Below are 13,254 nucleotides of genomic sequence, written 5' to 3'. Positions count from 1 at the left end.
CCGGGCGGGGCGCCGCGCGGCCGGGACCCGGCGACGGCGACGGGTGGGGCGGCGGCCGGGGACGGAGCCGGCCGGGAGGCGACGGCGGCGTCGTAACCGGCGAACAACTCCTCCAGCCCGGACGGGGGTTCACGCCAGCCCCGCACCACGGGCTCCGCCTGCCGGCGCCCGATCCGCAACGACCGCAGCCGCGGCACGTCCGTGCGCCGCAGCAGGTCGGCGGTGGACAGGCCCAGCCGCACGCCCGTCCAGTCCTCGCCGGTGCGCTGCGCCACGCAGGCCCGCAGGACGAGCGTCCCACCGGAACCGGCGCCCGTGTCCTCCAGCCGCACCTGGTACACCGGCAGCCAGGTCGCGCCGGGCACGTGGTACTCGACCTCGAACTCGACGGCGGCCCCGGCCCCGTCGGTCCCCGCCTCGGACGCCGTCTCCGCGCCGCCCGGGTCCCCTCCGTCCCGATCCAGCGTCAGGACGGCGACGGCGGACTCCGGCACCCGCGCGGTGGACAGCGCGTTCGACGCCCTCCGCACCCGGTCGGAGAGCACGTCGACGTCGTGTTCGGCCCGGCGCACCTCGTCCTCGGCGGCCCGCAGTCGCCCGTGGAGCAGGGCCAGCCGGTCGTCCAGGAAACCGGCCAGGGTCAGGATGGACTCCACCGGCGCCCAGCGGGGCGGCTCCCCGCGGCGGGGCTGCGGCGGCACGGCCCGCAGCCCGGCCACCTCCTCGACCTCCGCGGCGATCCGGTCGCGCCGCTCCCGCACCTCGTCCCGGCGGTCCTCGGCGTCCGCCAGGTCCAGCCGCAGCGCGGGCAGTTCGTCGTCCCGCCGGAGCGCCGCCGTCCGCTCCACCCGCGCGTCGGTCACCCGCACGCCCGGCGGGCCGGAGACGATCCGGCCGCGCAGCGAGTGCTCGTGGAGGGTGATCGGCAGGCCCTCGATCCGGACCCGCACGGCGGTGCCCGGGGCGGGCCACGGCCCCGGTGGGGGAACCCAGCGGGCCCGTCGCGTGCACACGGCGCCGACGGAGTGCACCACCACGGACTCCAGCACGGACTCCACGCGCGGCGGTTCCGCACCGCCGTCCTCGACCGGCTCGGCCGTCATGCCTCCCCCTCGCGCACCTCGCCTGAACGGTGACCGCACCCTAGCGGCTGGACGGAGGGCGGGGCACGGGGGTCGCGCGGGAGGGGCGGATCGTCCGGGGCGGACCCGTATCCTCCCGTCGCCGAATCCCGTCTCCGCGCGCACGACCCCTTGGCCGGACATTCGGAATGCTCGTAGGGTACTGCCTCGGCAAGCGCTTTCTATCGGTCGGCGACCGTTTAAGGAGCCCCTTTCGATGTCCTCAGCCGCCCAACGTCTCCGCGCCGCCGTCGTCGGCACGGGAGCCATCGTCACCGGCGCCCACCTGTCGGCCCTGAGAGCCCACGCGGACGAGGTCGAACTGGTCGCCGCCGTCGACGTGGCCGCCGAGCGGCTCGACGCCTTCCGCGCCACCGCCGGCCAGGAGGTCGCGGGGTACCCGGACATGGCCGAGATGCTGGAGCGGGAGCGCCCCGACCTGGTGCTCATCGGCACACCCCCCTCGCTCCACCGGGAGCAGGCGGTGGCGGCGCTGCGCGCGGGAGCCTGGGTGCTGTGCGAGAAGCCGCTGTGCCTCTCCCTCGCCGAGTACGACGAGATCGCCGCCGCGGAGGGGGCGGACGGCCCGTACGTCGCCACCGTCTTCCAGCACCGCTACGGCTCCGGGGCCGTCCACGCCCGCGACCTGCTCGCCTCCGGCGCGCTGGGGAGGCCGCTCGTCGCGCACTGCCAGACGACCTGGTACCGCGACACCGCTTACTACTCCGTCCCCTGGCGCGGCAGATGGGCCACCGAGGGCGGCGGTCCCACCATGGGCCACGGCATCCACCAGATGGACCTGCTGCTGCACCTGCTCGGCGACTGGACCGAGGTGCGTGCCATGGCCGGACGCCTGGTGCACGACGTGGAGAGCGAGGACGTCTCCACCGCGCTGGTGCGCTTCGCGAGCGGGGCGATGGCCACCGTCGTCAACAGCGTCCTCTCCCCGGACGAGGTCAGCCGCATCCGCATCGACTGCTCCGACGCCACCGTCGAACTCACCCACCTGTACGGCCACCACAACGACGACTGGGTCTACACCCCCGCCCCCCACGCCGTGGACGACACCGAGCGCGTCCGGGCCTGGCGCACCCCCGCCGACGACCTGCCCAGCTCGCACACCGCCCAGCTCACGGGCCTGCTCGCCGCGATGCGCGCGGGCGTCCGCCCGCCCGGCAGCGGCCACGACGCCCGCCGGACCCTGGAGTTCGCCGCCGCCCTGTACAAGGCGGCCTTCACCGGGCTGCCGGTGCGCGCGGGCGAGATCGTCCCCGGCGACCCCTACTACGCCGCCATGCACGGAGACCACCCCGACTGGGCCCCGCGGGCCACCGCGAAGGAGAGCCGATGAGCGCGCCGATCACCGTCACCCACACCCACGGCGAGCGGATCTCGGTGTCCTCCGGCGGCGTCGAGCTGATGGCCTACGTCTACCGGCCCGACCCGGAGCCCTTCGAGTCCCGCAAGCCCTACGCCCACCCGCTGCGGACCCTGTCCGGCAACACCGTCACCGGCTACCGGCCCAACGACCACCGCTGGCACAAGGGCCTGCAGATGACCGCCAGTCACCTGTCCGGACAGAACTTCTGGGGCGGCAACTCCTACGTCCACGGCCAGGGGTACCTGCCGCTCCACGACCGCGTCGGCCGGATGCGGCACGAGGGGTTCGACACCGTCGACGCGCGCGAGGACCGGCTGTCCTTCACCGAACGCCTGACCTGGATCGAGAACGGCGGCGAGGAGTGGGCGCGCGAGCGGCGCACCGTCGAGGTCCACTCCGTGGAACCGGAGGAGGGCGCCTGGGCGCTGGACTGGTCGATCCACCTGACCAACGTCCGTGCCGAACCGCTGCGCTTCGGCTCTCCGACCACCGCCGGGCGGGAGATGGCCGGCTACACCGGGCTCCACTGGCGCGGCCCGCGCGACCTCACCGGCGGCGACGTCCTCGGCCCCGAGGGCCGTGGGGGGAAGGGGGAGGCCGGCGCCGCGGAGATGATGGGCACCCGGGCGCCGTGGCTGGCGTTCACCGGCGAGCACGACGGCACGGACGCGCACAGCACCCTGGTCTTCGCCCACGCGCCGGAGAACGACGGCGCCGTCCACGAGTCCCACTGGTTCGTGCGCTCCGAGCCCACCCCGACCGTCGCCTTCTCCTGGGCGTTCTTCGAGGAGTTCGAACTGCCGCCGGGGGAGGACTTCGCCTACCGCTACCGCGTGGTCGTCGCGGACGGCGCCTGGGACCGCGAGCGGGTGGAGTCCTGGCTCCGGACGCACGGGTGGTGAGCGCGGTGCGGGAGGACTCCCTGCCCGACCCCCTGCCGGGCGCGGTGGGCCTGTCCCACATCAGCGCCTACGACTGGGAGGCGGCCGACGGGGTGTGCGGCGGCAGCCCGCACGTCCACCTGGTCTGCGCGGAGGCGTACGTCGTCACCGGCGGTCGGGGGGCCGTGCAGACGCTCACGCCCGACGGGTACCGGGAGACGGAGCTGACGGCCGGGTCGGTCGTCTGGTTCACCCCCGGCACCGTGCACCGCATGGTCCAGCGCGGCGGATTGAGGGTCACGGTGCTGATGCAGAACAGCGGCCTCCCCGAGGCCGGGGACGCCGTCTTCACCTTCCCGCCGTCCGTCCTGGCCGACCCCGAACGGTACGCGGCGGCGGCCGTGCTGCCCGCGCGGGAGGGGCCGGAGGCGGAGGAGGCCGCCAGGCGCCGCCGGGACCTGGCCGTCGAGGGCTACCTCCCGCTGCGGGACGCCCTGCGGGAGGGGGACGCCGGGCCCCTGACGGAGTTCCACCGGGCGGCGGCCCGGCTCGTCGCGCCGAGGGTGCCCGACTGGGAACGCCTGTGGCGGGCCGGCGCCCTCGCCGCGGCCGAACGCACCGGCGCCCACCTGGCCGCCCTCGCGGCGGGCGACGCCGCGCACCTGGCCGAGGCGAGGGTGGCGTCCGCGACCCCGACCCGGCACGGCGGCCACGGGATGTGCGGACGCCGCGAGGAGTACGAGATCCCCGGCACCACCCTGCCGTACCGCGGCGCGTGACCGGCCGGGGCCGGGCGGCCGTCCGCCCGACCCCGGCCCCGACTCCGACCGCGCCCGTCCCCCCCCGTCTCCGGGGACGCCGCGGCCGGTGCGCCGATGCCGCGTCGCCGATCGGTCCCCCGCGTCCGCGGGGTGTGGGATCGTTCCCAGAGTGCTCCGCAGAGGACCTGGCCCGACAAGGAGACGCGGATGAGCGAGCCCGACGCCGACCCGACCGCCGCCCCGACCGCCGGGCCGATCGGGAACACCGTCCCGGCGTCCCCGCCTCGGGAGGCCGTCCGGGCGCGGCTCTCGGTCTGCCTGGTCTTCGCGATCATGGGAACGACGGTGGGCGGCTGGTCGGCGCGCATCCCCGAGGTGCGCCGCGAGGTCGGGCTGGGGGAGGCGGCCTGGGGGCTGGCCACCACCGCCTCCGTCGTCGGCGACTTCGTCGCCCTCGCCGTGGTGACCGTGCTCGTCGGACGGGTGAGCCTCCGTCGGCTGAGCCTGGCGGGCGCGGCCCTGATCCTGCTCAACGCTCCCCTGATGGCCTCGGCGTCGACGACGGCCGTGCTCCTGGCGAACCTGGCGATCTGGGGTTTCGCCGCGAGCCTGCTGTCCACGCCGATGAACGCCCAGGCGGCCGAGGTCGAGCGCCGCTACGGACGGCCGCTGCTGTCGACCTTCCACGCCTGCTTCAGCTTCGGCCTGCTCGGCGGCGGCGCGCTGGGCACGCTCGCCGCGGCGACGGACGTGACGCCGGGGACGCAGATGGCCGTCAGCGGTGGGCTGTTGGGCGCGCTGCTGGTGGCGTGGGGACGCTGGCTGCCGGAGGAGGCGAGCCGGCCCGGGGCGGAGGGCCGGCTGGCGAGCCGGCTGCGGCGCCGGCTCACCCCGCAGCTCGTCCTGCTGGCCGCGATCGCGTTCCTGGCCTCCTACGCCGAGGGGGCGGCGGGTCAGTGGAGCGCCCTCTACGCCACCGACGTCCTGGGGAGCGGGGAGGCCGTCGCCGCCGCGATCTACACCGGTCTCACCGCCGCCGCCGCGCTCACCCGGTTGGTGGGCGACCGGCTCACCGGGCGGCTGGGCCACCGGTCGCTGCTGCGGCTGTCGTTGCCGACGACCGCCCTGGGCATGGGGGTCGCGCTGGCGTGGCCGCATCCGGTGGTGGCGTTGGTCGGGTTCGCGGTCTTCGGGGTGGGCGGCGCGTGCGTCCTGCCGACCGTCTTCGCGCTGGCCGGCAGGCAGCCGGGGCTCTCGCCCGGGGAGGGCGTGTCCGTCGCGATCATCGGCCAGTGGCCCGGCATCCTGCTGGCCGGCCCGTGCGTCGGCCTGCTCGCCGAGGTGTGGGACCTGCGGGCCGCCCTGCTCTCCCTGGTCGTCGCGGTGCTGGCGGCGGCCCTGCTGTCGGGCCGGATCGCGCAGTGACCGGCCCGACAGCAGGAAGTCGGCCTGGGACGAGAAGACCACCGGGCCCGGCAGCGCGGCGAGGGCGAGCGCCATGTGGGCGCGGTCCCGGGCGGGCATCGCCAGACTCCGCCGGTGCTCGGCGCCGTACTCCTTCAGCGTGAACACCACCGTCTCGGCGAAGGAGTCGAGGTTCCACTCGGGCAGGGCCCGGCGGACGGTCCCGGCCGGGGCGGGGTCGGCCACGAGGGAGCCGAACCGGACGCCGTGCAGCCCGAAGTTCTTGCCGAGACTCTTCAGCACGATCACGTTGGGCCGGAGCGTCGCCTCGTCGGCCACGGACGGGTGGGGCTCCTCGTCGACGAAGTCGATGAACGACTCGTCCACCACCACCGGGTCCAGGTCGTGCAGCGCGTCCGCGCTCTGCGACCGGATGCAGCAGCTCTCCATCGGCTACCACTCGCGGGTGAGCGCCGGCGTGCTCCAGACCAAGGTGATCCGGGACGTGGAGAACGTCGAGCTGTCGTTCCAGCAGATCGGTGACCAGGGTCTGGCGGGTCTGGCGATGCTCACCGGGGCGCTGGTGGTCATCGGGGTGCGCACGCCCGCCTTCCTGCCGGTCTTCCTGGTGGTCGTCCCGGCCGCGTCCGCCCTGGTGATGTGGCTGCACGGTCGGCTGCGCGCGTACAACGAGACCTTCCGTCAGGAGGTGGAGCACCTCTCCTCACGGGTGACCGAGATGACCACCCTGATCCACATCACCCGCGCCCACGGCCTGGAGCGGACCGCGCTGCGCCGGGTCGACGGCACCCTGCGGCAGGTGCTGGACGCCGGGCTGCGGCTGGACCGGCTCAACGGCCGGTTCGGCGCGCTGGGCTGGATCCTGCTCAACGCCCTGGGCGTGGGCTGCCTGGTCGGCGCGGCGCCGGCCGCCTACCACGGACGGCTCGCGGTCACCCCCGGAGACGTGGTGATGCTCAGCGCGTACTTCTCCTCCCTCACCACCGCCGTCACCACGCTGATGGGGCTCGCCCCGGTGATCGTCAAGGGCCTGGAGTCGGTGCGCTCCGCCGGCGAGGTGCTCCAGGCCCCGGACCTGGAGAAGAACGCGGGCAAGATCGAGGTGACGGCCGTCCGCGGACGGTTCGACTTCCGGAACGTCTCCCACACCTACGACGACGCCGACCGCCACTCGGTGCGCGATGTCACCCTCTCGGTGCGCCCCGGCGAGACCATCGCCCTGGTCGGCCCCTCGGGCGCGGGCAAGTCCACCGCGCTCGGCCTGGTGATCGGCTTCCTCAGACCCACCTCGGGACGCATCCTGCTGGACGGCGTCGACATGGAGACCCTGGACCTGCGCAGCTACCGCCGCTTCCTGTCCGTCGTCCCGCAGGAGTCGATCCTCTTCGAGGACACCGTCCGCGACAACGTCGCCTACGGCCTGACCGGCGTCGGCGAGGAGGAGATCCGCGCCGCGCTCCGCGACGCCAACGCCCTGGAGTTCGTCGGCCGGCTCCCGGCCGGCCCGGACACCGTCGTCGGCGAGCGCGGGGCGCGGCTGTCCGGCGGCCAGAGGCAGCGCCCGGCCATCGCCCGGGCCCTGATCCGCGACCCGCGGGTGCTGGTGCTGGACGAGGCCACCTCCGCGCTGGACTCCCACTCCGAGGCGATGATCCAGCAGGCCCCGGCCCGGCTGGTGCGGGGCCGCACCGTCTTCGTGGTGGCCCACCGGCTGTCCACCGTCCGCGGCGCCGACCGCATCGTGGTGATGGACGAGGGCAGGATCGTCGAGATCGGCACCCACGGGGAACTGCTCCGCCGCGGCGGCCTCTACGCGAGGCTGCGGGCCGCCCAGTCGGCCTGACGCCCCGTCGGCACGGAGACATCGGGAGGACATCCGCGGAGACCACGACACGCCGTGCGGACCGCGCCCGGGAGCCTCCGACGCCGCGCGCGGCCGTCCGCCGGGTCCGCCGGGTCCGCCGGTCAGGAAACCTCCTCCAGCCGGCGCCGCGTGTCGTCGCCGTACACGCCCTCCTCGTCGCCGTGGACGCCGTACCACTCCTGGAAGCGGGCGACGGCCCGGGCGAGTTCGTCGTCGTAGCGGCCGGTGACGGCCCCGTCGGGGTAGATGTGCGGGACCTTCCGCAGCCGCCGCTGCAACGCCGACACCGCCGGACCGCTGTCGCCCGGCCGCAGGACGCCGGAGGCACCGGACCGCGACGGTTCGGGCGAGGGGGCGGACACCGGCGGGGTGGGCGCCGCGCGCGTGGTCGCCGGTGCGCTCGTCCGCAACGGGCGGTCCGAGGCCGAGGGCGACGGTACGGCGCCCCGCGGGGAAGGCGGCGGGGAGACGTTCGGGGAGGGCACGGCCAGACCGGTCGGCCTGCGGGGATCGGGGGGCGTCAGAACGCCGGAGGCCAGCAGCAGGGCGGCCAGGGTGGAGCCGATCGCGCCCGTGGTCAGCAGCAGGACGCCGGTGCGCGGGCCGCGCCGTCCGGTGAGGAAGCCCGTGCGCGCGACCGGGGGACGGAACGACGATGCCGGATCGGGGCCGGTCGCCACGTCCACCTCCCGTCTCTCCTCCGCCCCCGCGAGAAGGGCACGCGAAGACCCCGGCGCCACCGTGCGGGCACCCCCGGGCCCGGACACCGATCCGCCGCGGACCGCGCCGCAGTGTGCGCGTCCGTGCACGGATCGTTTCCCCGGGAGGGACCCTACTCGCTCGCGGTCGTGTCGGAACCCCTCGTGCGCACGGCGGCGAAAGCCCTTTCCGCGAACGGTCGCCGAAGGCCGGCGACCGGACGGGCCACGGCGGCGAACGGGCGGCGGAAGGACGGTGGGAGGGCGGCGAGCGGAACCGTCAGACCGCGCCGCCGGACGCGTCCAGGTAGACCCAGGCGCCGGCGTGGCGGACGAACCTGCTGTGCTCCTCCAGAACCCCCTCGCGCCCCCGCTCGGTGTAGTGGGCGCGGAAGGCGACGGTGCCCTCGGTGTGGAACGGGCTGCCGCCGGTGCAGGCGACGACCTCCAGACGCCGCCACCGCGTCGCCGGGTCCAACTCCAGCTCGTCCGGCCGGGTGTCCGGATGCCAGGTGCGCAGCAGGTAACCGCGGTCGCGCACGGCGAAGGCGCTGTAACGCGACCGCATCAACGCCTCGGCGGTGGGAGCGGCGGACAGCCCCCGGTGGAACCGGGCGCAGCAGTCGGCGTACGGGGCGGGCAGGCCGCACGGGCAGGGCGCGGACGCGGCGGAGGATGCGGGGCGCGGGCGCGGTCGGCGTCGGGACATGCCCCCATGGTGCCCGCCGCGCGGCGCACCGCGCGGCGGGGGTGGGGGTCCGGGCGCCGCGCGGCCCTACGCGGCCGCCGGTCCGGCCTCCTTCGCCGCGGCCAACTGCACCAGATAGTCGTGGCACTTGGCGGCGCGCCGCGAGTCCTCCTCCATGACCTTGCGGAAGAAGTCGGCGATCTCGTTCTTGCCGGCGTTCTCCGCGTCGCGGACGTACTGTCCGTAGTCGTGCCCGCCCTTCAGCGCGTGGTACTGCACCGAGATCAGGTCGTAGGCGACGTCGCTGAAGCCCGTCTCTCCGGTCGCCATGTCCAACACCTCCGGGATCGACTCACTGGACAGTCCGTGGTTTCCAGGGACGGCGCGGGGAAACAGCCCCCGGCGCGGTCCGTGGATTTCCGTCCCGCCCGGTCACCGGCCGGCGCGGGACGGGGACGGACCGCGCACGACGGGCGGGAACCCCGCCGGCTCCGGGAGGCGCCGGCGCACCCGCGGGCCGGGGCGGCGCCGTCGAGCACGAGACCGGGCACCCACACGCGCGTGTGCCCAGCGGACGGGGGCACCGCCGGGCACACGGGTCGCCGGAGGCCGCCCGCTCGCCGCGGGCTTCCGAGCACGCGGTGCGCGGCCCGGGGGCCGCTTCCCCGCGTCCGCCGGCCGCCTCCGGAACCACCTCCAGAACACCACTTCCGCACTCCGGGCCACAGGGGACGTTCGGCCCCTTCCCGAGTCCGAACGTCCCTCGCGCGCACGGCCCGTCCGGGCGGAGGGGTTCTAGGCTGGAGACATGCGCGGGGAGGCGGTCACCCTGTTCCTCTGCGGCGACGTGATGCTCGGTCGCGGCGTGGACCAGATCCTCCCGCACCCCGGCGATCCGGAACTGCGGGAGGCGTACGTCCGCGACGCCCGCGCCTACGTCGAGCTGGCGGAGGCGGTGAACGGGCCGATCCCCCGCCCGGTCGACCCTCCCTGGCCCTGGGGCGAGGCCCTGGAGACGCTCGACGAGGCCGCGCCCGACGCCCGGGTGCTCAACCTGGAGACCGGCGTCACGCGCAGCGACGACTTCGCGCCCGGCAAGGGCATCCACTACCGGATGGACCCCGACAACCTCCCCTGCCTGACGGCCGTCCGCCCCGACGTCTGCGTGCTGGCGAACAACCACGTCCTGGACTTCGGCCGCACCGGGCTGGCGGAGACCCTCGACGCGCTGGCGGACGCGGGCGTGGCGGTGGCGGGGGCGGGACGGAACGCCGACGCGGCGCGCCGCCCCGCGGCCGTCCCCCTCGACGGCGGGCGCCGGCTGTTGGTGTTCGCCCTCGGCACGCCCTCCAGCGGCATACCGCCCGGCTGGGCCGCGACCGGCGACCGGGCGGGCGTGGACGTCGTGGCCGAGCCGTCGCGGGCCGCCGCCGAGGCGGTGGCCGACCGGGTGCGGCAGATCAAGCGGCCCGGCGACGTGGCGGTCGTCTCGATCCACTGGGGACCCAACTGGGGCTACCGGGTCTCCGCCGACGAGGTCCGCTTCGCGCACGCGCTGATCGACGGCGGCGTGGACGTCGTCCACGGGCACTCCTCGCACCACCCCCGCCCCCTGGAGGCGTACCGGGACGGGCTCGTCCTGTACGGCTGCGGCGATCTGGTCAACGACTACGAGGGCATTGCCGGCTACGAGCGGTACCGGGACGACCTGCGGCTGCTGTACCTCGTCCGGCTCGATCCGGACGGCCGCCCCACCGGCGTGCGGATGGTGCCCTTCCAGGCCCGCCGGATGCGGCTGTGGCACGCCTCGGACGAGGACTCCCGGTGGCTGCGGGCGGTCCTGGACCGGGCCTGCCGCGACCTGGGCACGCACGTCGACCGCGAGCCGGACGGCACACTCGCCCTCCGGTGGTCCTGAAGGGGGCGCGGCACCGGCCCGTACGGGGCTCCCGCCCTCCCGACACCCGCCCGGCCGGGCGGGGCCCTCCCCTCCCGAGGCCCGCCGGCGTACCGCGGGCCGATGGGGGACGCACCGCTCCCCAACAGCCGGTGAACACGTGCCGAAAGCCCGACCGCCCCGCTTCATCGGGGCGGTCGGCGCTCGTATGTTTGTCGGCCCGGTCCATGGTCTCCACGGGGGAGGAGTGGCAGTGGACGTCTTCCGGTGGGAGATCATCCTCGCGGTGCTCGGTGTGGTGGTCCCGATCGCCGCCGCGCTCTACGAGTTCGTCTTCGTCGGCCGCAAACGGCTCGGCTACCGGGTGCAGATGGACACCACGGCGACCGACGCGGTCCACTCCCAGTACGCGGGCGCCCTCCAGCAGTTGCAGGACGGGGACGGCACGCGGCTGGTCGACCCGTCGTTCGTCCTGCTGCGCGTCGAGAACAACGGCGCGACCCACATCGACAACGACGACTACGCCGCCCTGCCCGACGACAAGGTCGGCATCCGCGTCAGGTTCCCCGGACGCAGGGTGGCCGGCATGGTGGTGACGGAACTCGGCGACGACTTCCTGCGCCCCTGCTTCGGCGAGGACTCGGGCCTGAGCGTGCGCGACGGCGTCATCGAACTCCCCAAGGTGCCGCTCAACCGCTCCGCGCACTACAAGGTGCTGGCCGCGCTGGAACGCACGGGGGAGGAGGAGAACGGGGCACGGGCCCAGTTCGCCCCTCCCGAGGTCGTCGGCGGCATCAAGGGCGGGGTCGGAAACGGGGGGATCCAGGAGACCAGGAGCCAGACGGGGACGTCCTGGCGGGCCATCGCGCTGATCTGCTTCCTCGTCCTGGTCGTCCTCGGCCAACTCGCCGTCTCGCTCGGCGAGGACGACACCACGGCCCCCCTGGACTGCGCCACGGGAACCCTCACCATCACCGGCTCCTCGGCCTTCAAACCCGTATTGCAGGACGCGACCGAGGCGTACCGGAAGACCTGTCCGGGAGCCGAGTTCGTCATCCGGACCGGCGCCGGCTCCGACGGTCTGGAGACGCTGGACCGGGAGGGGCGGAAGCAGGGCTCCTCGAGCCCCGCCCACCTGGCGTTCACGGACGGGGAGAAGGGGGAGGGCCACCCGCGGCTGCTGCCGCGCCCCATCGCCTTCTCCCTCTTCGCCCTCGTCGTCAACGAGGAGGCGGGCGTCCAGGACCTCTCCCTGGGGCAGATCGAGCGGATCTACGCCGGGGACGTCACCAACTGGGAGCAGTTGGGAGGCAACGACCTGCCGATCCGCCTCGTCGGCCGCGCGTACGCCTCCGGCACCCGCCGGGCCTTCGAGCAGAAGGTCCTCGGCGGCGTGCAGGAGCCCGCGCCGACCTCGGACGACTGCCGCAACCCCGGTCCCGGCGCGGTACCCGGCCCCGTCCGCTGCGAGCGGGGGTCCACCAGCGGGCTGCTGGACGCCGTCGAACGGATCCCCGGGGCGCTCGGCTACAGCGCGCTCGGGGAGGCGGCCGAGCGCCGGGGCCTGCGGCTGGTGAGCATCGGCGGCCACCGCGCCGGCCCGGAGGAGGCCGACCACGGCGCCTACCCTTTCTGGGCGACCGAGTACGCCCACACCTACGGCGAGCCCCCGGCCGACTCCCTGGCGGCCGGCTTCCTGCGCTACCTGACGAACGAGGTCGGCAAGGACATCGTGCGCTCCCACGGCCACCGGCCCTGTGGCGAACTGCGGAACCCGGTGCTGTGCCGCCCCACGGAACAGGCGCGGCCCTCGCTCTCGCCCTCGGTCGCGCCCTCGCCCTCGTCCTCGCCCGGGGGAGGGGGAGGACGAGGGGTGACGGGCCGTCAGGCGGGTCCGCCGGCGGGCGGGACGAGGGACTCGGTGGTACGGGTGGCGGAGTCGTAGCCGCGGGCGGCCACGAGGAGGCCCGGCAGCGGACCGCGCAGCGGGGCGGGCAGCAGGTCGGCGTCCGGGAGGTCCCACGCGGCGCGGCGGGCCCGGCCGAGGGTGACGTGCGGCACCCACCGTCCGGGGGCGTGCAGCGGATTCGTCCGGCCCACCCCCGGCGATCCGGCCAGCGTCCGCCAGACCTCCCCGTGCAGGAACAGCAGTTCGGGATCGGGGCGGACGGCCCAGGCCAGCACCCGGACGCGCCCGGGGAACCGCACCAGCCCCTCCAGCCGGATCCGCACCGGCAGCGCCGCCTCCAGCACCTCCACCACCCGCGCCCGCACCGCGTCCGGCAGGGCCTCGCCGGTGGCCAGCGTGAGGTGGGGGCGGTTCGTCGGATGGGGGTGCCCCGCCTGGCTGGGCAGGCCCGCGTCGGCCAGGTGGCGCCACGCCCGCCGCACCGCCCGGTCGGTCGCGTCGTCCGGAAGCAGTTCCACGGTGCGCACACGGCCAGCGTACGGCCGCCCTCCCGGCTCTCCGGCGCACGAGCCCCCGCCGGCCGATTCCGTTCGCCGTGACGGGGGTTTCCGGGGGTATACGGACGTGCG

11 protein-coding genes and 2 pseudogenes are annotated in these 13,254 nt (G+C 75.3%); 7 read left to right on the top strand and 6 right to left on the bottom strand.

What is annotated here, in order from left to right; all coding sequences use genetic code 11:
• Positions 1–1,103 (bottom strand): DUF4139 domain-containing protein (locus ABD335_RS16940; protein ID WP_344323717.1); only part of this gene is annotated, 1,103 nt, incomplete at its 3' end.
• A gap of 235 nt (positions 1,104–1,338) precedes the next feature.
• On the opposite strand from ABD335_RS16940, the gene ABD335_RS16935 reads away from it, so the two are divergent.
• The 4 genes from ABD335_RS16935 (at position 1,339) to ABD335_RS16920 (ending at position 5,569) form a co-directional block, all read left to right on the top strand.
• Complete coding sequence (locus ABD335_RS16935) at positions 1,339–2,472, top strand: Gfo/Idh/MocA family protein (protein ID WP_344323715.1); 1,134 nt, start codon at positions 1,339–1,341, stop codon at positions 2,470–2,472.
• Positions 2,469–3,404: a DUF6807 domain-containing protein gene (locus ABD335_RS16930; RefSeq protein WP_344323714.1), complete on the top strand. Its 936-nt coding sequence runs from the start codon at positions 2,469–2,471 to the stop codon at positions 3,402–3,404. Before ABD335_RS16935 ends, ABD335_RS16930 begins: the two co-directional genes overlap by 4 nt.
• Positions 3,401–4,162 carry a cupin domain-containing protein gene (locus ABD335_RS16925; protein WP_425583655.1) on the top strand — a complete coding sequence of 254 codons (762 nt, stop codon included), beginning with the start codon at positions 3,401–3,403 and terminating at the stop codon, positions 4,160–4,162. The genes ABD335_RS16930 and ABD335_RS16925 overlap by 4 nt, the downstream gene beginning before the upstream one ends.
• A 189-nt stretch (positions 4,163–4,351) precedes the next feature.
• On the top strand, positions 4,352–5,569 hold the full coding sequence (locus ABD335_RS16920; RefSeq protein WP_344323709.1) for an MFS transporter: 1,218 nt from the start codon (positions 4,352–4,354) through the stop codon (positions 5,567–5,569).
• Positions 5,570–5,773: 204 nt separating this feature from the next.
• On the opposite strand, the pseudogene ABD335_RS30825 reads toward ABD335_RS16920, so the two are convergent.
• A pseudogene (locus ABD335_RS30825) lies at positions 5,774–5,998 on the bottom strand (aminotransferase class I/II-fold pyridoxal phosphate-dependent enzyme); the annotation flags it as partial.
• On the opposite strand from ABD335_RS30825, the pseudogene ABD335_RS16910 reads away from it, so the two are divergent.
• Positions 5,964–7,412 (top strand): annotated as a pseudogene (locus ABD335_RS16910) (ABC transporter ATP-binding protein); the annotation flags it as partial. The pseudogenes ABD335_RS30825 and ABD335_RS16910 sit on opposite strands and share 35 nt — an antisense overlap.
• A 122-nt stretch (positions 7,413–7,534) precedes the next feature.
• On the opposite strand, the gene ABD335_RS16905 reads toward ABD335_RS16910, so the two are convergent.
• From ABD335_RS16905 to ABD335_RS16895, 3 genes are all read right to left on the bottom strand, one after another.
• On the bottom strand, positions 7,535–8,119 hold the full coding sequence (locus tag ABD335_RS16905) for a peptidoglycan-binding domain-containing protein (protein ID WP_344323707.1): 585 nt from the start codon (positions 8,117–8,119) through the stop codon (positions 7,535–7,537).
• Between the two features lie 292 nt (positions 8,120–8,411).
• Positions 8,412–8,840, bottom strand: a complete 429-nt coding sequence (locus ABD335_RS16900) for a YchJ family protein (RefSeq protein ID WP_344323705.1) — start codon at positions 8,838–8,840, stop codon at positions 8,412–8,414.
• Positions 8,841–8,906: 66 nt separating this feature from the next.
• Positions 8,907–9,149 (bottom strand): acyl carrier protein, encoded by a 243-nt coding sequence (locus ABD335_RS16895; RefSeq protein WP_344323703.1) that lies wholly within the window; start codon positions 9,147–9,149, stop codon positions 8,907–8,909.
• A gap of 478 nt (positions 9,150–9,627) precedes the next feature.
• Here ABD335_RS16895 and ABD335_RS16890 point away from each other — a divergent pair, with 478 nt between their 5' ends.
• Positions 9,628–10,737, top strand: a complete 1,110-nt coding sequence (locus ABD335_RS16890; RefSeq protein WP_344323700.1) for a CapA family protein — start codon at positions 9,628–9,630, stop codon at positions 10,735–10,737.
• A gap of 232 nt (positions 10,738–10,969) precedes the next feature.
• A complete protein-coding gene (locus ABD335_RS16885) occupies positions 10,970–12,661 on the top strand; it encodes a PstS family phosphate ABC transporter substrate-binding protein (protein WP_344323698.1) in 1,692 nt (563 codons plus the stop codon).
• Here ABD335_RS16885 and ABD335_RS16880 read toward each other — a convergent pair.
• A complete protein-coding gene (locus ABD335_RS16880; protein ID WP_344323696.1) occupies positions 12,601–13,152 on the bottom strand; it encodes a 2'-5' RNA ligase family protein in 552 nt (183 codons plus the stop codon). The two genes, ABD335_RS16885 and ABD335_RS16880, sit on opposite strands and share 61 nt — an antisense overlap.
• Positions 13,153–13,254 lie beyond the last annotated feature (102 nt).

The organism is Streptomyces macrosporus, assembly GCF_039533145.1.
In the GTDB taxonomy this organism is placed as follows: Bacteria; Actinomycetota; Actinomycetes; order Streptomycetales; family Streptomycetaceae; genus Streptomyces; species Streptomyces macrosporus.
This window is presented reverse-complemented; position numbering and strand designations above follow the sequence as displayed.